Source organism: Gordonia westfalica (assembly GCF_900105725.1).
In the GTDB taxonomy this organism is placed as follows: Bacteria; Actinomycetota; Actinomycetes; order Mycobacteriales; family Mycobacteriaceae; genus Gordonia; species Gordonia westfalica.
In genome coordinates this window covers 2,317,482-2,338,516 of sequence record NZ_FNLM01000034.1, presented here as the reverse complement: position 1 = coordinate 2,338,516, position 21,035 = coordinate 2,317,482, and the positions used below count along the sequence as shown (strand labels likewise).

Annotated in this window: 18 protein-coding genes; 10 read left to right on the top strand and 8 right to left on the bottom strand. The window is 68.7% G+C overall.

Annotated elements, in window-relative coordinates; all coding sequences use genetic code 11:
* Entirely contained in the window at positions 1–1,305 is a 1,305-nt protein-coding gene (locus tag BLU62_RS16050) for a hypothetical protein (protein ID WP_074850616.1), read from the bottom strand.
* 348 nt (positions 1,306–1,653) lie between these two features.
* Here BLU62_RS16050 and BLU62_RS16045 point away from each other — a divergent pair, with 348 nt between their 5' ends.
* Positions 1,654–3,306 (top strand): DEAD/DEAH box helicase, encoded by a 1,653-nt coding sequence (locus BLU62_RS16045; RefSeq protein WP_074850614.1) that lies wholly within the window; start codon positions 1,654–1,656, stop codon positions 3,304–3,306.
* Positions 3,307–3,318: 12 nt separating this feature from the next.
* On the opposite strand, the gene BLU62_RS16040 is transcribed toward BLU62_RS16045, so the two are convergent.
* From BLU62_RS16040 to BLU62_RS16020, 5 genes are all read right to left on the bottom strand, one after another.
* The gene (locus tag BLU62_RS16040) at positions 3,319–4,125 is read right to left on the bottom strand and encodes a maleylpyruvate isomerase family mycothiol-dependent enzyme (RefSeq protein ID WP_074850613.1); all 807 of its coding nucleotides are present in this window, start codon (positions 4,123–4,125) and stop codon (positions 3,319–3,321) included.
* A gap of 155 nt (positions 4,126–4,280) precedes the next feature.
* Positions 4,281–5,225, bottom strand: a complete 945-nt coding sequence (locus BLU62_RS16035; protein ID WP_074852944.1) for an EamA family transporter — start codon at positions 5,223–5,225, stop codon at positions 4,281–4,283.
* On the bottom strand, positions 5,222–5,695 hold the full coding sequence (locus BLU62_RS16030; RefSeq protein WP_074850611.1) for a hypothetical protein: 474 nt from the start codon (positions 5,693–5,695) through the stop codon (positions 5,222–5,224). The genes BLU62_RS16035 and BLU62_RS16030 overlap by 4 nt, the downstream gene beginning before the upstream one ends.
* A 154-nt stretch (positions 5,696–5,849) precedes the next feature.
* Positions 5,850–7,394, bottom strand: coding sequence for a 4Fe-4S binding protein (locus BLU62_RS16025; protein WP_074850609.1), 1,545 nt, complete (start codon positions 7,392–7,394; stop codon positions 5,850–5,852).
* Between the two features lie 34 nt (positions 7,395–7,428).
* Entirely contained in the window at positions 7,429–8,472 is a 1,044-nt protein-coding gene (locus BLU62_RS16020) for an AurF N-oxygenase family protein (protein WP_074850608.1), read from the bottom strand.
* A gap of 418 nt (positions 8,473–8,890) precedes the next feature.
* Here BLU62_RS16020 and BLU62_RS16015 point away from each other — a divergent pair, with 418 nt between their 5' ends.
* From BLU62_RS16015 to BLU62_RS15995, 5 genes are read left to right on the top strand one after another with little or no spacing between them, the layout of a single operon-like run.
* Entirely contained in the window at positions 8,891–10,462 is a 1,572-nt protein-coding gene (locus BLU62_RS16015) for an FAD/NAD(P)-binding protein (protein ID WP_074850606.1), read from the top strand.
* The gene (locus tag BLU62_RS16010) at positions 10,462–10,911 is read left to right on the top strand and encodes a hypothetical protein (protein WP_074850605.1); all 450 of its coding nucleotides are present in this window, start codon (positions 10,462–10,464) and stop codon (positions 10,909–10,911) included. Before BLU62_RS16015 ends, BLU62_RS16010 begins: the two co-directional genes overlap by 1 nt.
* Positions 10,908–12,422, top strand: coding sequence for an FHA domain-containing protein (locus BLU62_RS16005; RefSeq protein WP_074850603.1), 1,515 nt, complete (start codon positions 10,908–10,910; stop codon positions 12,420–12,422). The genes BLU62_RS16010 and BLU62_RS16005 overlap by 4 nt, the downstream gene beginning before the upstream one ends.
* A 17-nt stretch (positions 12,423–12,439) precedes the next feature.
* Entirely contained in the window at positions 12,440–14,578 is a 2,139-nt protein-coding gene (locus BLU62_RS16000) for a cation:proton antiporter (protein ID WP_074850600.1), read from the top strand.
* Position 14,579: 1 nt separating this feature from the next.
* On the top strand, positions 14,580–15,392 hold the full coding sequence (locus tag BLU62_RS15995) for a protein kinase domain-containing protein (protein ID WP_074850599.1): 813 nt from the start codon (positions 14,580–14,582) through the stop codon (positions 15,390–15,392).
* 30 nt (positions 15,393–15,422) lie between these two features.
* Here BLU62_RS15995 and BLU62_RS15990 read toward each other — a convergent pair whose 3' ends face one another.
* Both BLU62_RS15990 and BLU62_RS15985 read right to left on the bottom strand, forming a co-directional pair.
* Positions 15,423–16,916 carry a serine/threonine protein kinase gene (locus BLU62_RS15990; RefSeq protein ID WP_074850597.1) on the bottom strand — a complete coding sequence of 498 codons (1,494 nt, stop codon included), beginning with the start codon at positions 16,914–16,916 and terminating at the stop codon, positions 15,423–15,425.
* Positions 16,917–16,967: 51 nt separating this feature from the next.
* Positions 16,968–17,285 (bottom strand): hypothetical protein, encoded by a 318-nt coding sequence (locus BLU62_RS15985; protein WP_074852943.1) that lies wholly within the window; start codon positions 17,283–17,285, stop codon positions 16,968–16,970.
* 166 nt (positions 17,286–17,451) lie between these two features.
* Between BLU62_RS15985 and BLU62_RS15980 the strand changes: the two genes are divergently transcribed.
* The 4 genes from BLU62_RS15980 to BLU62_RS15965 are packed head-to-tail and all read left to right on the top strand — an operon-like array spanning position 17,452 to position 21,035.
* Positions 17,452–18,315: a universal stress protein gene (locus BLU62_RS15980; RefSeq protein ID WP_074850596.1), complete on the top strand. Its 864-nt coding sequence runs from the start codon at positions 17,452–17,454 to the stop codon at positions 18,313–18,315.
* 26 nt (positions 18,316–18,341) lie between these two features.
* Positions 18,342–18,791: a redox-sensitive transcriptional activator SoxR gene (gene soxR / locus BLU62_RS15975; RefSeq protein ID WP_074852942.1), complete on the top strand. Its 450-nt coding sequence runs from the start codon at positions 18,342–18,344 to the stop codon at positions 18,789–18,791.
* A 37-nt stretch (positions 18,792–18,828) separates the two neighbouring features.
* Positions 18,829–19,803, top strand: a complete 975-nt coding sequence (locus tag BLU62_RS15970; protein ID WP_074850594.1) for a patatin-like phospholipase family protein — start codon at positions 18,829–18,831, stop codon at positions 19,801–19,803.
* The gene (locus BLU62_RS15965) at positions 19,800–21,035 is read left to right on the top strand and encodes an MFS transporter (protein ID WP_074850592.1); all 1,236 of its coding nucleotides are present in this window, start codon (positions 19,800–19,802) and stop codon (positions 21,033–21,035) included. Before BLU62_RS15970 ends, BLU62_RS15965 begins: the two co-directional genes overlap by 4 nt.

Here is a 21,035-nt window from a genome sequence, read left to right as displayed (position 1 = left end):
TCACAGTACCCGCGCGTTGTCGGCGTAGACCTTCCCCGCGATCACCACAGGGTTGCTGAGGTAGGGGCCGATCTCCCAGACGGTTTCGGCTCTGTCCAGTGCTCGGAGCATGTACCCGCGGTCCTCGTCCAGCTGTGAGACGAGGACGCGCCGCCCATCCGACCCCAGGCACTGGGTATCCGTCAGATGGTCGGCCAGTACCTCCCCGGTCACGATGTCGTAGACGCTGCTCTTGCCGTTGACTCCTTGCCGGATCGTGACGGTGTCGGCTGTGGCCGATTCGACAAACGGCTCGGAAAACCTCCAGCGCCACAGTGGCTTTCCGGTCATCGGTGAGGCGGCTGAGAGTGTCGTGGCATCGCCGGGGGAATTGCCGCGACCGGTGAGAATCGGCAGTCGCGTCTCGCGGGTCGGTTCCAGTGGGTAGGTGAGGTCGAGACCTCTTGTCCGGAAAGCGATCCGAGCGCCTTGAACTGTTGTCATCAGAGACCCTCGATTGTCGACATATGCGACCCCGTCGCCGGTGTCGACGGCGAATCCGCCTGCGAAGGGACTGAATTCGGAGTAGGCGTGGAGCTCGAACTCGTGCCGGAACGCTACTTCCAAGGTGTCCAGGTCGTGTACGACGAGGGTCTTGGCATTCGATTCGCCGGTCTCCTCGACCGAGGTCATCAATCCCCAGCGCGGATAGATGTCGCCGCCGGGCAGTGTGGCGGTGTGGGAGCCGTCGGCGTCGTAGACGTCGATCCCGTTCCTGTCCTCGATGAACGGGATGGCGAAGAAGCGGTTCTGGTAAGCGAGCACCTGGTGACCGTCGGTCTCGACAGTGCGTCGAATGGAACCGGTAGCAACATCGATGAACGCGATCAACGGGTCGTTGCTTCCGCTGGGGCTCCGGATGAGGGTGCACGCTGCCGATGAGCCCGAATCGACGACGGCGCACAGGCCGAATCTGTGACCATCGTCCGGCGACGCCGCCTCCGAACGGGCCTCGCCGGTTTCCGTGTCGACGAACGCGACTGTGGACCGGCCTTCGGACGGGAGTTGGGAGGCAATGGCAACCACCTGCCCGTTGCCGCCGATGGCCTGTGTACGGGCTCGCGGTTCATCGTCGAAGTACCAGCGTGGCCCGTGCGGTTCGACGGAGAGATCGGCAAGGTTCTCCCTCGACTGATTCTCCGCATCGTCCTGCGTGGCTGCGCGCACGGCGAACACCGCGCCGATGCCCACGGCCACCGTGACCGTCAATGCGCCGGCCAGCAGCGCGAACTTCTTCTTCCGGTTCGAAGACCCGTGTGTCGACACGCTGTCGGAGCGTAGCGAATCAGACAAGCACGGCGGGCCGCGTATCCACAGGCCCCGACGCGACCTCCGTCACAGCAATTCGCTTCTTTCGTTACCGACGCGTAGTGTCGATCGCAGTGTTGCACCCGTGATGGGTTGCATCAACGCGTCGTAGAACGCCTCTCTCGCAGGTCGGAGCCCACTGAAGGTGGTCGCCGAGGTCGGACACGTCAGATGTCCACCACCTGCCATTGACTTCGTACGGCGAACGAGCCCGCGTACCCGCGTGTTCGCCATCGGCACCGACCATCGGCAGTGATCTGTCGTCGGCGCTCGCGTGCCACGCACAGGAAGAGCTCTGCTCACATAATGACTGCTGTCCTCGAGACCCCTTCGGCAACTGCAACCCAGAACGCCGACGCCACTCCCGCCGACACCACCGCTGCACCCGTGATCTCCTTCGAATCTCTCGGTGTGCCAACCAAACTCGTTGAGGTGCTGACCTCGCAGGGCAAGGCCAACGCCTTCCCCATCCAGGCCGACACCCTGCCCGACACGCTCGACGGCAAGGACGTCCTCGGCCGCGGCAAGACCGGCTCGGGCAAGACCCTCGCCTTCTCCATCCCGCTGGTCGCCGGACTCGCCGAGATGGAGGTCAAGCGTTACGTCGGTGCCCCCACCGGCCTCATCCTCGCTCCGACCCGTGAACTGGCCACCCAGATCGCGGCTGTCGTCGAACCGCTGGCGGCCGCCGTCGGTCTGACCGTCACCACCGTCTTCGGTGGCGTCAAGCAGATGCGCCAGGAGCAGGCCTTCCGCCGCGGCGTCGACATCGTCGTCGCGTGCCCGGGTCGCCTCGAAGACCTCATGCGCCAGGGCATCGTGAAGCTCGACGAGGTGGAGATCACCGTCATCGACGAGGCCGACCACATGGCCGACCTCGGCTTCCTCCCGGTCGTCACCAAGCTCCTCGCCGCCACCCCGTCCGACGGTCAGCGCCTGCTGTTCTCGGCGACCCTCGACAACGGTGTGGACAAGCTGGCCAAGCGCTTCCTCGACAACCCGGTGCTGCACTCGGTCGACTCCGCCGAGTCGCCGGTCGCCGCCATGACCCACCACGTCTTCGAGGTCTCCTCGGCCGGCAAGGCCGACCTGGTCGCCGAACTCGCTTCCGGTGCCGGTCGTCGAATCCTGTTCATGCGCACCAAGCATCAGGCCAAGAAGCTCGCCAAGAAGCTGACCGAGCAGGGCATCCCGGCGGTCGACCTGCACGGCAACCTGAGCCAGGCCCAGCGCGACCGCAACCTCGCCGCCTTCGGTGAGGGCGATGTGCGCGTACTCGTGGCCACCGACGTCGCCGCCCGCGGTGTGCACGTCGACGGCATCGAGCTGGTCGTCCACGTCGATCCGCCCGCCGAACACAAGGCCTACCTGCACCGTTCGGGCCGCACCGCCCGCGCCGGCAGCTCCGGTGACGTCGTCACCGTGTGCCTGCCCGAGCAGCGTCGTGAGGTCTCGCAGCTGCTGCGCAAGGCCAAGATCAAGGTCACCCCGAAGCAGGTCGACGCCAAGGCCGACGCCGTCGACGAGCTCGTCGGCGCGCGCGCACCCCGCGTGTCGGCCGCCGAGCGTGCAGCCGCCGAGGCCGCTCGTGGCGGTGGCCAGGGCGGTCGCTCGCAGGGTGGACGTCCCCAGGGCGGTCGTTCCCAGGGTGGTCGCCGTGGCGGTCGTCCCGGACACGCACGCGGCGAGGGTCGCGGCAACGGCGGCGCCCGCGGTGAGAGCCGCGGCGCACGCGGTCAGGGCGGCGAGAGTCGTGGCGCACGCGGCCAGGGCGGCGAGAGCCGCGGTGGCAGCGGGGCGTCGCACCGATCGGGCGGACAGCGTTCCACCGACGGTCGCTCCGCCGGTCAGTCCCGGTCAGCGGGTCAGCCGCGTTCCGGCGACCAGCACCGTGCCGGTGGCCGTTCGCAGGGTGGGCGTCGCAGCAGCCGCCCGGCGGGATCGCCTACCAGCCGCTGAGGCGGAGCCCGCTCAGGCGGGTAAGAACTTCTGAGCAAGCCGTGGCGCAAGCCACGGCTTGCTTCCCCACGCGAAGGCCCGGCCGGTCAGCCCCGCCCACATGGGGGAGAGCCGCCCGTAGCCGGTGAGCAGTGCCGCAGTGGGGTCGACGCTGATGTGCACGTCCGGGCGTCGGGGCTCGTCGGGGTTGATCGTCAGCTCACCGTCGGTGAATTGGTAGAGGTAGCGCTCCGAGCATCCCCGCAACCGGATGTCGTAGCTGCCGTCGTGTCCGGCGGCCGCGGCGGTGTCCACCCAGCTGGGCAGCACCTGTTGCCTGCCGCGGATGATCATCAGCACCACCTCGGGCTCGACCCACCATCGGCCGCCCACGGCGCGCGCGACATCGTATCCGTGCACCACGAACTCGCCGATGAGGATCCCCAGCGCGGCGTCGGCCCGGATGAGCCGGTCACCGTCGAAACGCATCTTCGGGACCTGCGCGTTGAAATGCGTGACGGCGTCGACCAACGTGTCGAGGTCGTCTCTCAGCTGACCGGCCAGCGCCGACACCTCACGGGTCGGCAGGTTCGCGATCTGCTTCGCGTTGAAATCCGGTACATCGATCGCCTGGCGACACCATTCGCCCTCGCCGCGTGCAAGCGCGAGAAATCGGGTCGGCGCCTGGGCTACGTGCCCCAGGCAGTCGACCAGCGTCCATCCCGGCGTGTCCGGCAGACGCGTCTCCGGTTCGTCGACCCCCTCGACGAGTTCCAAAAAACGTTCCCCGGTGGTCAGCGCGGCGTTGGTGTAATCAAATCTCGAGAACATCCCCATCACGCGTGGTTCCTCCCCCACATGAGGCGCCAGAGTACTCGTGCGTAATGCGACGTGCGACACATCCACTGGAACCGGTTCCTGTTGCGGCACCTATACGAAACGCGCACAACGTGATCCGGGATTCGTCGCGATGATCCCAGGTCTGGAGTCGAGGTTCAGGGTGCCTCGCCCAATCGGACGAAAACGACACCGGCGATGATCAGCAGCCCGCCGACGAGCTGGACGGGCGCCGGGAGTTCGTCGAGGGCCAACCAGGCGAACAGGACCGCGAACAGCACCTCGGACAGGGCGACGAACGACATCACCCGGGCACCGAGCATCCGGCCGGCGGCGATACCGAACGCGTACGCCATCGCCGCCGAGACGACCCCCAGCATCAGCAGGGGCGCCCACCAGGGCAACGACAGGTCGCCGACGCGGACAGAGGAAGTCGACGCGGCCATCGGCAGCGCGCCCACCATCCCGGCCGCGGCGAGTGCGACCGCACCGATGAGCAGACCGCCGGCCGCCAGCGCGAGTGGCGGCAGACCGGTCCGTTCGTCGGCCGAGATCACGAAGTAGGCGGCGGCGCCCACCATTGCCGCCAGTGCCCACAGGACGCCGACCGTGCTCATCGAGACCTCGCCGGTCAGGTCGAGCACGAGTGCCAGACCCCCGATCGCGAGGGCCGCGCCGAGAACGGTGAGGCGGGTGGGTCGCTGCGCGTGACGCAACCACATCCACACCAGGACCGCGACCGGTGCGGTGTACTCGATCAGCAACGCCACCCCCACCTGAAGGTAGGTCACGGCATAGAAGTAGGCCAGCTGACACCCGGCGACGGCCAGCAGCCCGTAGGCGAGCAACACCCACCAGGTGCCTGTGGCCGAGCGTGCCGGGAGCGGCGCACGCCGATCCCGGAAGGCGAGCAGGCCGGGAATTGCGAGGACTGCGGCACCCAGCGCGATGCGCACGGTCACGGTTGCTCCCGCGGACCAGCCGGATTCGATCATCGCCCGCGCCAGGACGCCGGAGATACCGAAGCAGGCCGACGAGATCAGGGCCAGCGTGATGCCGACGGTCGGTCGGGGAACTCCGTGGGTGGTCGTCGTCGGGGTCACGCGTTCTTCGCCGCGACGATCGCCGCGAGCACCGCGTCCCGGCATTCCCGGCCCTGCGGTTCGCCGACGCCGATGTAGTGGCTGCCCGGGCGGCCGTCGTCACCGGCGAACCCGGTCACCGAGAAACCGTCCGGAGTGCCCGGCGCATCGACCGAGGCGATGGCGAGGGGGACCGAGAGCGCCGAGATCCCGCGCTCCGCCCCGGAGACGACGATCAGCAGGTGCTTCGGATGCAGGACGACCAGCGTCTGATGTTCCGAATCGGGGTCGACGGGATTGGCGCGGCGCCCGAACAGCCTGCCGGCCAGCGACGACGCCGGCGGGTTGATGCTCCGGGTGCTCCACGCGGGCAGATCGTCGGTGATGGTCAGCTGCCGCGACTCGGCATGATCACGCAGCGCCGCAGCGAGGTCGGCCGGAAGAGCGGAGAGATCGGCGCGCACGGTGGTGCGCTGGTAGGCGGGGCCCATGGTGGTCAATGTATCGGAGGGTGACCTCGATACGCGGCGTCCTCGCTTCGCTCGGTCGGCGCTACTCGGCCGGCGGTGGTGTGCGCTGCTCGGTCGGCGGTGGCCCCACCGCTGGTCGAGTAGGTGAAGGAGCTTGCGACGAGCCGTATCGAGATCAGCGACGACTCAGAAGCCTTCGACGACGCGTGATCTCGGTCGCGAGGACGCCGGCCTCGAGATCCGCGAGCAGCGACGAGACCGTCTCCGCCGAGTCGGTCTTGTTGGTGCCGATGAAGCCCGACGGTCCGCGCTTGATCCAGCCGGTCACGTACATGCCCGCAACCGGTTCGTCGCCGTCTACGACCCGCCCGGCGCGGTGCGGGATGACGCCCGTGGCCGCATCGAACGGGAGGCCCGGCACCGCGACGCCGCGGTAGCCGACGGAGGTCAGTACGAGTCCGGTGTCGAGTGTGGTCGTCTCACCGGTGGGTTCGATCCCGGTCACGACGCCCGCGTCGTCGACGTTCAGCCGGTTGCGGCCCACGACCACACCGCTCGCGCGTCCGTCCCGGCCGACCACCTCGAGCGGAGAGCCGAAGAACGCCAACCTGATACGACGCCCCTCGGGGTCGCCGGCGGAAGCACATTCGGCGAGGATGTCGAGTTTGGCGCGGATGGTCGCGTCGAGTTCGCCGTCCACCTGCGCCGACTCGAGATCGGCGGGGTCGACCGTCACCGACACACCGGAATCCACCAGCCCGATCAGTTCGGGCAGGGTGAATGCCGCGTGGGCGGGTCCGCGTCGGCCCAGCACGACCACCTCGCGCACCGACGACTGCTCCAAGGCCGCCAGTGCGGCCCGCGAGATGGACGTGTCGGCGAGTGAGGCGGGGTCGGCGACCAGGATGCGGGCGACGTCGAGCGCGACGTTGCCGTTGCCGACGACCACCACACGCTCGGTCGACAGGTCGACGTCGAGGTCGGTGAAGTCGGGATGGCCGTTGTACCAGCCGACGAACGAGGTGGCGCTGGTGACGCCCGCCCGGCCGATCCCCGGCAGGTCCAGGGTCTTGTCGGTCGGGGCACCGCCGGCCCAGATGACGCCCGCGTGACGTGACCGCAGGTCGTCGAGCGTGATGTCGCGCCCCACCTCGGTGTGGAGCAGGATCTCCAGGTTCGGGTTGCGCGCGATGTCGTCGAACAGGCGCATGACCTTGCGGGTGTGCAGGTGGTCCGGGGCGACGCCGAAGCGGGCGAGGCCGAACGGCCGGTCGAGGCGTTCGTACATCGTCACCGACACCTGGGGATGCCGCAGCAGCTCGTCGGCCGCGTACATCGCCGACGGCCCGGACCCGACGATGCCGATCGACACCCGGCCCTCGACCGCGAGCCCGCGCGGACGATCGATGGGGGCGAGGGGCAGTCGCAGCGAGGCGTCCACCGGGAAACGTGCGGCCCCGTCGACGGTTTCGCGGTACTGCGAGGCGTTGACCTCGGCGAATCGCTCCTGCCCCGCGGGCAGCCGGTGACCCGGCACGATCGCGCCGACGGGGCACGCGCTGACACACGCTCCGCAGTCGACGCAGGTCGCCGGGTCGATGTAGAGCATCTCGGCGATGCCGAAGTCGGGCTCTTCGGGTGTGGGGTGGATGCAGTTGACGGGGCATGCGTAGACGCACGACGCGTCGCCGCAGCACGCCTGGGTGACAACGTGAGGCATGGGGGTCGGTTCGCTACCTGTGTTGACGGGCGGATCAGGCTGCCGTGTAGGTGGGCTCGCTGCGGAAACGCGAGGGGCGTCCGCTGATTCCGAGTGCGCGCCACAGCAGACGCGAGACCGGGTTCATCAGTCCGCTCTGGTCGGCGAGCATGCGGACATCGCCGAAGACGTTGCGCAGGAAGCGCTTCGACTCCGCCGACCGCCAGAAGATGTCCTTCATGACCTCACGCGGGACGTCGAATTCCTTGGCGAAGGAACGCGGCGGCACCACGATGGCGCTGCACAGGGTGCGCATCGTCAGCGGCAGCATCAGCGACAGCAGGAAACGCTGGAAGCGGTTGCGCTGCGGCACCTGCTCCCGGATGAAGTGGTGCGCGAACGAGATGTGCCGCGCCTCCTCGGCGACGTGCAGCTGCATCACCGCGGCCATCGTCGGGTGCAGGCGGGCGCGGGTCCGCAGGAAGTCCTTCTGGATGTGGTCGATCGGTTCCTCGCCGCCGAGGACGCCGAAGAAGAACACGATCGGGAACATCGTCGACACCAGCGGGACGAACGGCGAGATCAGTCGATATCCGACCTTGGCGCCGGGGACGTCCATGCCCACGCGGTTCACGAACTCCTGGAACATCAGGGTGTGGTTGCACTCCTCCTTGGATTCGTGCGTGGTGTACCGGAATTCGCGCGCGCCGTTGGGGAGTTTGAAGCTGTACTGCATCAGTCCGCGGATCAGCACCGACTCGAACTGCAGGCCGACCTTCGCGACATTGGCCTGACGCCACATGCCGATCTCGATCTGCTTGCTCTCCGGGAGCTGCTGGTACCAGGGATGCCGGCCGATCGGGTCGACCTCGTAGGAGAGGACCCAGCGCGGATCGTTCTCGGTGATCGCCATGTGCGGCGCATCCCAGTCGATGTCGACGTACGGATCGAAATTGCGGTGCACCGACGCCGCGGACAGGTCGTCGAGCACCTGGCCGTAGTCGTGCTCGCCGCCCGTTTTGTCGTGTTCCGGAACGTAGCGCGAGGCGGCGTCGTCGGCGCTGCCGGTGGTGTTCGGATTCGTCAATGCGTTGGTCATCGTCGCGTCCTTCGAGGTGGGCCGGGTCGCGTGAGGTCGACCACAGCAGATGACTCGAACGTATTTCGACGGTCCGCTATTTGTCAACAGTCAATGTCACGTTCGGCGTCGGGTCATATCCGGTTCGCGCGCTGACCAGCCGAGACAACCGTAATTCGTTCGGCTGGTTTCAGGCCGTTCCGGACCACTCTGCGCGTTAGAGTTACCGCAGAAATCCCGTGCCACCCGACCTCATCGGAGGAGTAGTGATGTCCCGTCGCGCCCCGTACGAGCCATGCCGGTGAGCCGACCTCCGCGATACCCCGGTCCGGGGCCGTATCCCCAGGGTCCGCGTGGGCCCGTCCCCAACCCGGCCGGTCCGCCGCCCGTCCCCGGCCCGCCCGGCCCGCCGCCGGTGCACCGACACGCGCCGGGCCCGATGCCGCGGCGACCGGGCCCCCGTGGCATCGGCGATCTGACACCCGAACTCGTCGACACCGACGTCTGGACCGACGCCATGGTGGAGGCGGCCGGCATCCCGGTCGTCGACGTCCCGTTCGTCACCGTCGGCTCGGGAATCGGTTCCTTCGTCACGGTCGACTATCTGCGGATCAGCGGAGTCCCGCTCGACCAGATCGCGGTCCTCGGTCCGCAGGACGTGCCCTGGCACAGTTACGAGTACCTGACCCGGGTGTCGCAGATCCCGCGCGGTGAACGGCTGCGATCGGACTCGGCGTCGACGCCCGACAACATCTGGGGCTTTCCGTCGTACGCGGTCCGCGAGGCGTGGGCCGACAAGAAGATCAAGCCGCTGTGGAACGTCCTGGTGGAACCCATCTTCGCGAACTACTACACCCCGAAGGCGGGACACGCGTTCGAGTCGATGGAGGCCGAATGCGAGCGCATCGGCTACCTGAAGTGTCTGCACCGCGGGCAGGTTCGCATGATCCGGCGCCGGGCGGGTGGCGGGTACTTCACGATTCTCACTCCGCCGCAGGGGAGTTCGCCGACGAAGCGGGTCGCGTTCCGTAGCCGGTGGGTGCATGTGGCGATCGGCTATCCCGGGATCAAGCTGCTGCCGGACCTACAGGCGTTCCGGGAGACCTATCGCGACGCCAGCAAGGTCGTCAACGCCTACGAGTCGCATGAGCACGTCTATCAGTCGTTGCAGCGCAAACCCGGCACCGTCCTCATCCGCGGCGCCGGGATCGTCGCATCCCGTGTGCTGCAACGCCTCATCGACGACCGTGACGCGCTCGGCCTGCAAACGCAGATCGTGCATCTGTTCCGCACCTACTACGACAAGCCCCACGGACCGCATATCTTCATGCGGCGCAAGGGCAAAGACGGGTGGGCCTACCAGGGCTTCAACTATCCGAAGTCGGTGTGGGGCGGGCAGCTCAAGGCACGCATGCGCAAACTCGAGGGCCACGACCGGGCCGAGGCCTACAAACAGATGGGCGGCACCAACACCCCGGTCCGCGACGACTGGCAGGAACAACTCGCGCGCGGACGCCGTGAAGGGTGGTACCGGGTGGCGGTCGGCAAGGCCGAGAGCCTGGTGCCCGGACCCGGCGGCCAGGGTGTGGTGACGACGGTTCGCGTCGATCCACACGCCCCGATCCGGCAGGAACACCGGCCGGACGGCACCTTCGAGCTGTACGCCGACTACGTGATCGACTGCACCGGGCTCGAGGCCGACGTGCGGGAACACCGGCTGCTGCGCGACCTTCTCGACCACACCGGCGCGGGAATCAACCCGGTCGGCCGGATGGACGTCGAACGAGACTTCGAGCTGAAGGGCACCCGCAACGGCGACGGGAAGCTCTACGCATCCGGCAGTGCGACGCTCGGCGGGTACTTCCCGGGCGTCGACACCTTCCTCGGTCTGCAGATCGCCGCGTTGGAGATCGTCGACGACCTCGCCCGGCAGGGCTTCTGCAAACGTCTCACCCCGTGGCGGTCGACGGCCCAGTGGTGGCGGTGGATGAACAACAAGGGAGTCGACTGATGTTGCCCACCCTGTGGGGCCGGATTCAGACCCGCGTGCTGGTGCTCGGCATCCTCGGTGGGGCGTGGACCATCGTCCTGGTGCCGTTCCTGTGGCTCATCTCCTCGGGCGATCCCACGATCGTCGACGTCTACCGCGTCGCGTTCACGGTGTTGTTCACCGTCATCGTGCTCGGGGTCGCATGGGAATTCGTCTACCACTTCCTGCAGCAGTTCCGCTGGGAGAAGGACTGGCCCACGCTGTTCGGACTGCTCACCGCGATCAACGAGGGGATCGTGGTGTGGCTCGTCATCGACGGGACCGGCCTGTTGCCCGAGGAGCTGCGGCCTTCGCCGTTCGTGTTCGCGGTCCAGTTCGTCACCACCTGGCTGCTGGTGTGGGTCGCGGTCAACGGTCCGCTGCGAGCGATCTTCCCGCACTGGCGATTCCAGGGAGGGCGGTTCCTGTGACCATTCCGGGCGACATCCCGAGCGTGACCCCCACGGTGACGCTGATCCCGGGTGCCGGGATCGTGATCCGCAAACCGGCGTTCCTCTGCCTGATCGCGGACACGGTGCCGGCCGCGTTCATCACCGACCTGCTCGACATCGAATCGGCGGTGTCCGTGCCGGATTCGGCACCCCGGCGCGGCCGCCATCTGGTCCGCGCGCTCGCACAGCTGGTGCTGACCGCCGACGAGCAGATCGACATCGCCTTCGCCGCACCCGACAACGTCGGGATCGCGATCTTCCTGTCGGGGCGGGTCTACGGCGAGACCGACGGCAAGCGGATCGAACCGCCACCCGGCGAGACCTACGACAAGGCCATTCCGTGGCCCTTCGAGGGACTCGGCCTGTACCTCGACGGGACCGTCCCGGCCGAGGTCGGCGAGGAACGTTTCGACCTGGTCGACGGCGTCGTTCCCGCATCGGGGACGCTGCTGCACACACCGCTGGGGTTGCGGGGCACGGAATTCCATCCGCTCCCCGCGTCGTCGCGGACCCAGACGCCCGAGGTGTCCGTGCCGGCACCGGATCCGGAACGGAAACCCGAACCGGTCGCGGAGCCCCAACCGGAACCGGTTGACGAGCCCGAACCGGTCGCCGCGCCCGAACCAGGGCCGGCCACCGGAGCGCTCGCCGATCCCTTCGCCGACTTCCCGTCCCGGTCCGCGTCGCAGACCCCGCCCGAGCCGCCGGTCGCCGCTCCTGAACCGGAACAGGTGGAGACCACCGAGCGGATGCGGCCGGCGGCGGAGCCCCTGCCGTTCACGTCGACCCCGCTGGGCGGGACGCCGGTGGCGCAGCCGGAACCCGCCGAACCACTCCCGACGGACCCCATGCCGGCGGCACCCTCACCCTCCGCCGAGCCGTCACCGTTCGCCGAGCAGTCACCGTTCGCTCAGCCGGACCCGTTCGCCGAACCTCTCGAGGCGCGCGCCCCGCTGCCGAAGGAAGAGCATCAGCGTCCCGCGACCGAGATCGTGAAGGTCGAGGCGTCGCGCGCCAAGGTGCACGGGATCCGCTGCTCCCGAGGTCACCTCAACCACCCGCAGTCGTGGTTGTGTGGGGTCTGCGGCATCCGGATGGATCAGCTGACGACCTTCCTGGTCGAGGGGGAGCGACCGCCGCTGGGCTGGTTGCTCCTCGACAACGGCTTCACCTTCCTGCTCGACGAGGACCTGGTCATCGGCCGGGAACCCGGATCGTCCGGCGGTGGACGAGCAGGGTCCCCGAAACCGATTCGCGTGCAGGACGAGACGGGGCAGCTGTCGCGTCGTCATGTCGAGATCCGTCTGGTCGAGTGGACGGTGCAACTGGTCGACCTCGGCTCGGCGAACGGCACGTTCGTCGCCGACCCGAGTGGTGGCAACCGGGAGGTGCGCCTGCTTCCGCATCGTCCGCATGTCCTGGTCCCGGGCTCGCATGTGCGTATCGGGGGACGCCACTTCATCTTCGAGTCGCACCATGCGCGAATCTGAGACGGCGGGGACCTGACATGGACAAGCACGCTGTCGCCTTCCTCCTCCTGGATGTCGCGGTCATCATCGCCGCCGCTCGTGTCGGTGGGATGATCGCGCGTGCGGTACGGCAGCCCGCCGTCGTCGGTGAGATCGCGGCCGGGATCGCGTTGGGGCCCAGCCTGTTGGGACTGCTACCGGGGAACCCCGACGAGTGGTTGTTCCCCGAGGAGGTTCGGCCGCTCCTGGGCGGACTGGCACAGATCGGTCTCGTGCTGTTCATGTTCATCGTCGGTCTCGAGCTCGACATGAGACTGACGCGCGGCCGTGAACGCGCGGCGGCGAGCATCTCCGCGTTCTCGATCGTGCTGCCCTTCGGACTCGGTGCGGCACTGGGCCTTCTGCTGTACCCGTCGCACGACACCGTCGGGGGCGTCGAGATCGAACGGCTCGGCATGGTCCTGTTCATGGGCGTCGCGATGTCGATCACCGCGTTCCCCGTCCTCGCCCGCATCCTCGCCGACCGCGGGATGATGCGGACCGTCCCCGGCGTGTTCAGTCTGGCCGCGGCCGCGGTCGACGACATCCTCGCGTGGACCCTGCTCGCGTTCATCATCGCGATCATCGAGGGCGGCAGCCCGCTGGAAGTCGCCAGGATCGTCGGGATGACCCTGGTGTACGCGGCGGTCATGTTCGGCATCGTGCGTCCGCTGTTGGCCAAGCTGGTCGAGTGGCGCGACTCGGCGGGACGCCTCACGCCGGACATCCTGGCGGTCATCCTCATCGGTGTGTTCCTGTCCGCGGCGGCCACCGACGTCATCGGCATCCACCAGATCTTCGGCGCATTCATGTTCGGTGCGGTGATGCCGAAAGTCGGTGCCGAGCAGTTGCACCGGGAGATCCTGGAACGACTCGAACAGGTCAGCGTGCTGCTGTTGCTGCCGATGTTCTTCGTCGTCACCGGCCTGAGCGTGGACCTCGGCGGCATCGGGCTGTCGGGGCTATGGCAGTTGGGTCTGGTGCTGGTCGTTGCGATCGCCGGCAAGTTCCTCGGCGCCTACGCGGGCGCCCGGGCCAGTGCGATACCCACGCGGCAGAGCGCGGCCATCGCCGTGCTCATGAACACCCGGGGACTCACCGAGCTGGTCATCCTCTCGGCGGGACGTGATCTCGGCGTCCTCAGCGACGACCTCTTCGCGATGCTCGTGGTGATGGCACTGGTGACGACGGTGCTGACCGAGCCGCTGCTCCGCGTGGTCTACCCGGACACGGTGGTGGCCAACGACATCGCCGCGGCCGAGCGTCGTGCGCTGGCCGCCGCGACCGCCCCACGGGTGCTGGTCGTGTTGCGCGACCCCGACGGCACGGTCGACGACCTGCGCGCACGGCATCGCCGATTACTCGACTGCACAACAGGTTACGACGTCGTGCTGGCGGGTCTGCTCACCTCCGCGGACGGACGGGGCAAGCACCTCGAGGTCGGCGTGCCGGTGGTGCCCGACTTCGCGGCCATGGCGTCGGCCATCGAGAAGCTGAACCTGCTGGGCGCCTCGCTGACCGGGTCCGGATCGGTGTCGGTCCTGTGCCGCTTCAGCGCCGACCCGGCCACCGACCTCGACGCCATGACCCGCAACGCCAACGCCGACGTGATCGTCATCGATGCCGCCGACCGCGAGCTCGGCGAGATGTTGCGCGCGGCGCCGGTGGCGATCGTGGACGAGAACGCCGGGGCCGGTGTGGCCCCCGGTCGCAGCGTCGTGACCTGCGTGGTCGCCGACAGTCGCAGCGGCCGTACCGCCGCCGTGGTGGCGGCCGGTCTCGCACTGTTCGGGTCGCGCTCCCTGACGGTCGTCTCCGCGGGCTCCCGGCGTCGTTGGCTCGCCGATCTGAGACCCGTTGTCGACCGCGGGGTCCGCGTCTCGGTCGTGGAGCCGAGGCGTCACCAGGGGGAGCCCGGTGCGTTCACCGTGGCCGCCGGCGACGACATCATTCACGGGCGCGGCCCGGATGTTCCGGTGACCGTCGTCGACAACACCGAGACCAGCGAAGAGGCGCTGGGGGAACGGATGACGACGCTGTACGCGGATGCCTCCGAGTCAGCCGATCCCGTGAAGACCACCGACCGATCCCAGACCACCGACACCACTCGCTCCACGTCATCACCAGAGAGGCACTGACATGGCCACAGTCGAGATCCCGCAACAGCTTGCGGATTTCGCCGTGCTCCAGAAGCTCGGAGTCGGCGGCAACGGAACGTTCTATCTGGCCGTACCTCCCGCACGCCTGGGCCTGGCCACCGATCGCGTGGTGGTCAAGGTGTTCAGCGGTGTGTGCAGCGACGACGCCTATCGTCGTGGCGTGCGCGAACTGCGCGCGTTCGCCGCGGTCGCCTCGCCCTACCTGGCCGGCCTGTACGACGCGGTTCTCCAGGGACAGTTCATGTATGCCATGGAGTACTTTCCGATGGGATCGCTCGGCGCACCCGTTCGTCCCCTCAGCCGGGACGAACGACTCGCCGCGGTGGCCGACGCGGCACGCGGCGTCGACGCCCTGCACGAGGCCGGCATCGCCCACGCCAACATCACCCCGTCGAGCATCATGGTGACCGAGACCGGTGGGAAGATCTCGGATCTCGGGCTCGCGCGGGTGCTCGCCGCGGAGGAACCGATCACCAGCTTCGCCCAGCCCGGCGCGGTGCAGTACATGGACCCGGCACTGCTCGCGGGCGATGTGCCGTCCCGCGCGACCGACATCTGGTCACTCGGCGCGTGTCTGCACCGGGCGCTCACCGACGAGGGGGTGTACGGCGAGGTCCCCGACACCCAACCGCTGCTGGCGATCCGGGCGGCGCTGTCGACGCCGCCCGCCCTGTCGGAGAACCTGAACCGCGACGAACGCACGCTGATCGCGAATTGTCTTGCCCTGGCCGGAAGCCGGCCGTCGACCGCGCTGCAGGTGGCCGAGCGGATCGACGCACTGCGGGGCCGCTGACCGCGGCGATGCCCGACCGGACCGTCGCGCTCACCCGAGTGGGGCGGTGCGCCACCAGCCGTCGAGGATCTGGCGACCCGAATGTCCCGGCCACGTCGCGATCACCGTATACGGTGCGCGCACCGGCTCGGCGAAATTGGTGACCACCCAGCCGTCGGCGAGGCTGTCCCGGCTCGACGACGCGGGACCGTCCCGCCACCGGATCTCGTCGCCCGGAAAACCCTTGAGCGGTGCGGTGACGGTGTCCCGTGCGCCGGGCGTGGCCGTGTGCCAGACGACATAGGTCACCTGTTCGGCGTCGGAGCACGAGATGGCGTCGAGTCCCTCGCGGAACATGGCCTGGCAGGACGCATCTCGCCAGCCCTGGTGATCGGGGGAGTCGGGCAGCAGTCGCGGGAACGCCTCGGCGATCGGTGCGACCGTCGCCGGCCACGGTGTTGGGGCGTTGCGGGCGCCGAGAACGATCACCGTGCCCACGCAGACCGCGACCACCACGAGCGCCACCAGCAGCGGCGCGACGGTCCGGCGTCGTGGCCGGGTGTCGGCTCCTCGGGATGAGCGTGATCCGCCGAGTGCGTGCTGCGGTCGGCCGGGGCGGTGACCGGCGACGATCTCGGTGGGCCGGTCGGGACTCCCCGTGGGCCGGAAGACCCGCGGCGACGAGCTGATCACCTCGGTGGGTGGCTCACCGTCGGTGTGGGTGAGGTGGAGGGCGAGGTCGGCGGCCCGGACGAACTCCGCGCAGGTCCGGTATCGATGATCCGGTTGCGGGTCGAGCGCTCGCGCCAGGACGGCGTAGAAGGCCGGTGACACGGCTCCGGAAACCCGATGTCTGGCAACAGATGTGGTACCGGTCAGCAGCTCGACGAGGATTCGGCCGAGGGCGGCCACGTCGGCGTCGGGATGCGGGGTCTCCTCACCGTCCGCGGGCGGGGACAGGCCGAAACCGCGCAGTGTGACAGCACCCGGGCCCGCGATGGCGGATGCGGTGATCTCCGACGAGGCAGCCGAGATCAAGATGTCCGAGGTCGTGACGCCGCCGTGGACCAGCCTGCGGCTGTGTGCGGCGTCGAGGGCCTCGCCGACCGCGGCCACGATGCGTACGGCCAGGTCGATGTCGGTGCCGTCGGGGTGACGTCGGATCAGCTCGGCGGCGTCGGTGGTGGGAACCGGTGCGGTGGCGACCCACAAGAGGCCGTCGGACACACCGTGCCCGACGATTCGGGCGATCGCGGGATGTCTGATGCCGGAAGCCGATTCATTGGCGCGGGCGAACCGGCTGCGAAACCGGGGATCTGCGGAAGGGGCCGGGTCGACCACGGTGAGGACGACCGGTTCCGGCCCCGGCATGCCGGGAGCGGGGGATGTCGAGGTGATCGGGACCGCGCGACAGGTGATTCCGATCCCTGATTCGTGGAGCACCCGCTCGATGCGGTGACCGGCGACGACCGAGCCGGGAACCACTCGTCCCGCCCTGACCGAACCGGGGGCGGGCGAATCGCCGTGGGTGGCATCGAAGGACACGCTTGGCTCCCTGTGGTGTGAGAGCTCGAATTCTACCGGCGGTCGACGGCGCTATTCGGTGTTCGACTCGAACAGCACGGGTGCCGAATTGAACAGCATGATGATGAAGAACACGAGCAGGAACCAGGCCCCGCCCTGCCACAGCTGCCATCGTCCACCGGATTTCCAGACCCGGTAGGCCCGAACCAGCATCGCGATCGCACCGATCATCACCACGACGGGGGAGGCGATGATGAGTGCGGTCTGTAGCGAGTCCGACGAGGCGTGCGCGACGAGGAGTAATCCGAGACCGAAGACGACGGTGATGGCGATGTGGATCACAATCGCGCGAAAGTCGTTGTTGCCGTTCTGCGGAGTCGGGGGAGTCATGGTGCCTCCCACGCTACACGCCGTGAAATGCGCGGTGGCGAAGGACCAATTGCTCATTGCCGCCTGCGGTCACCGGGAGCAGGATGGAGGTGAACACCGGCCCCGGCCGGTGCCGAAGTCCGGCTCCCGCCGGGGAACTCGTGACCAGAGGAGATGATCGAGGAACATGAACGCGATACTCGTCGGCGTGGACGGTTCGGATGCGGCCACCGGGGCGGTGCGATGGGCGGCCAAGGCCGCCGCGGCAGAAGGCGTCGACCTCAAGATCGTCGGCGCCTACGACGCGAGCACCAGCGACTATGCGCCCGGCCTGATCATTCCGCAGGACGTGGTCGACGCCATCCGTCAGGACGCGTCGGACGCGGTGCACGCCGCCACCGATGCCGCCAAGGCGGTTGCGCCGAACGTCAGCGTGACGACCTCGATCGTCGACGGGGACGCGGCACGCGTCTTGCTCGAGCTGGGCAAGGAAGCCGCGATGATCGTGGTCGGCACGCGTCGCCTGGGCAGTGTGAAGGGTCTGTTCCTCGGCTCGGTGAGCATCAACGTCGCGGCCCACGCGCACGGTCGGGTCGCGGTCGTCGCCGCCGAGGGATCCGACACCGGCCCGATCGTCGTCGGTGTCGACGGATCGCCGGTGAGCGATGTGGCCGTCGCCGAGGCGTTCCGTCAGGCGTCGTTGCGCAACGCCCCGCTGATCGCCGTGCACACCTGGACCCCGCTCGACGCCGACGCCCTGCACGGGTACGGGATCGGGCCCGAGGAGGTCCAGCGGATGACCCAGGACGCCGTGGAGGTGCTGTCCGAGCGGCTCGCCGGCTACGCGCAGGACTACCCGGACGTCACGGTGGAGCGGCGGGTCCTGCCGGAGGAGCCGGCGAAGGCGCTGCTGGACGCAGCCGGGACCGACGCGCAGCTCGTCGTCGTGGGCAGCCGTGGACGCGGCGGATTCCGCGGACTGATGCTCGGCTCGACCAGCCAGAAGGTGATGCACAACGCCGAGTGCCCGGTGCTGGTGGTGCGCAACTGACCGTCAGCGGTGCCTACCATCGACCCATGACGCTGAAGAGACTCGAGCTCTCGGTCGGGGAGCTCGCGCAGCGGGCGGGCATCGCGCCGTCGGCGGTCCGGTTCTACGAGGAGCAGGGCCTGATCTTCAGCCGGCGGACCGCCGGCAACCAGCGCCGCTACCACCGGGCGATGCTGCGGCGCGTGGCGTTCATCCGGGCCTCGCAGGTCGCCGGAATCCCGTTGTCGGTGATCGGCGAGGTGCTCGCCGAACTCGGCGACCACGAATCCCCGTCGAAGACGATGTGGGAGGCGGCGTCGACACGTTGGGTGGACGACATCAACCACCGGATCTCGCTGCTGGAGAACATGCGCGACATGATGGGGTCGTGCGTCGGGTGCGGGTGCCTGTCGCTCGGCGAATGCCACCTGCTCAACCCCGGGGACGAGCTGAACAAACTCGGCCCCGGCCCCCGTCGTCTCATGACCGAACAGTGATCGGCGGCCGCGGAATCGGCGGCGGTAGGGTTGCGGAATGGCTCGACCGTCGCGCGTGGCGCTTGCTCTGGGAAGTGGCGGCGCTCGCGGCTACGCACACATCGGGGTGATCGCCGAGCTCGAGGAACGCGGATTCGAGATCGTCACGGTCGCGGGCTCCTCCATGGGCGCGCTGGTCGGGGGCCTGCACTGCGCGGGCAGACTCGACGACTACGTCGACTGGATCTCGGGTCTGTCCCAGCTCGACGTCGTGCGGCTGCTCGACGTCTCACTCACCAAACCCGGCGTGATCGGCGCCGAACGCATCCTCACCCGGGTGCGGGAGATCCTCGGCGACACCGCGATCGAGGATCTGCCGATCCCGTTCACGGCCATCGCCACCGATCTGTCCGCGGGCCGTGCGGTGTGGTTCCAGCGCGGCAACCTCGCCGACGCTCTGCGTGCGTCGATCGCGATACCCGGGGTGATCAGCCCGCACGAGCACAAGGGCCGACTGCTCGCCGACGGCGGCATCCTCGACCCGTTGCCCGTCGCGCCGACCTCGGGTGTGCCCAGCGATGTGACGATCGGGGTGATCATCGGTTCCGACGGCGGACCCGAGACGGGTGCGAGCCGGGCGCCCAAGACGAAGGGCCTGCTCCGGCGCAACGTCGCCCCCATCCTCGACGCCGGACTGGTGCGCTCGGTGCGCGACAGGTTCGGGACCGACGAGATCGCGCCGGCCGCCGCCCACGACGAGGAGGGAGCGGTCGTCGTCGACACCGCCGCGGTGTCCCCGGACACCGCCGACGAGCCCCAGCGGATGGGTCGCGTCGAGGTCTTGAGTCGCTCGCTCGACATCATGCAGGACGCGCTGACCCGCTATCAGGTGGCCGGTTACCCGCCCGACGTCCTGATCCGCGTACCGCGGCGAACCGTGCGGACCCTCGACTTCCACAAGGCCACCGAGATGATCGATCTCGGCCGGGAACTCACCGCGAAGGCCCTCGACGACCTGCCCGAGCTGCCATGAGGCAGATCCCTCGCGGCATCTGGGTGCTGCTGTCGGCCAACGTCGTCATCGCACTCGGATACGGCTTCATCGCGCCCGCCCTGCCGAGTTTCGCCCGGGCCTTCAACGTCTCCTTCACCGCGGCCACCGCGGTCGTGTCCGCCTTCGCCGTCATGCGGCTGCTGTTCGCACCCGCGGGCGGTCGGCTGGTGTCGGTCTTCGGCGAACGGCGCATCTACCTCACCGGTCTCCTCATCGTCGCCGCCAGCACGCTGGCTTGCGCCTTCGCACAGACGTATTGGCAGTTGCTGATCTTCCGCGGATTGGGCGGGATCGGCTCGACGATGTTCAGCATCTCGGCGATGGCCCTGCTGATCCGGATGGCGCCCAGTGACATTCGCGGGCGGGTGTCGGGCTTCTTCTCCGCGGGATTCCTGATCGGCAGCATCACGGGACCGTTGATCGGTGCTGCTCTGGTGGAGTTCGGGCTGCGGGTGCCGTTCGTCGTGTACGCGGTGGCGCTGCTGGTCGCGTCGACGGTGGTGGCGACCCAGCTCCGGGAGGTGATCGCCCCCGACCAGGCCGAGGGGCCGACCGCCGGTCTCATCGGCTTCCGGACCGCCTTGCGCGACAGCGCCTACCGCGCCATCCTCGCGTCCAACTTCACGCAGGGCTGGGCGTCGATGGGGGTGCGGGTCGCGGTCGTGCCGCTGTTCATCACCGAGGGACTCGGTGCGGGGGCGGGCATGGCCGGGATCGTGCTGGCGATCTACGCGGCCGGGAACGTCCTCGCGATCCTCATCGCCGGCCGTCTGTCCGATCGCTTCGGCCGTCGTCCGATCATGCTGCCGGGTCTGACGATCACCGTCGTCGCCACCATCGCCCTGGGGTTCTCGCCCAATGTGCCCGTCGCACTCGCGCTGTCGGTGCTCGCCGGCGTCGGGTCCGGACTCTTCGCGCCGACGCATCAGGCAGCCCTCGCCGACGTCCTCGGCAACCGCCAGCAGGGCGGGTCGGCGCTCGCCGCGTTCGGCATGTCGTCGGATCTCGGGGCGGTGACCGGACCGGTGATCGTCGGTTTCGTGGCCGACCGCGTGGGCTTCGGTCCGGCCTTCGTGCTGACCGGCGTGGTCGCGGCGTTCGCCGTGGTCGCGTGGCTGTTCGCACGGGAGACCGCACCGGCGATCGTGGGTCAGGGCCCGACGTTCACCCACGATGAGACGGCCGATCGCGACGGAACGAATTACGGTTGA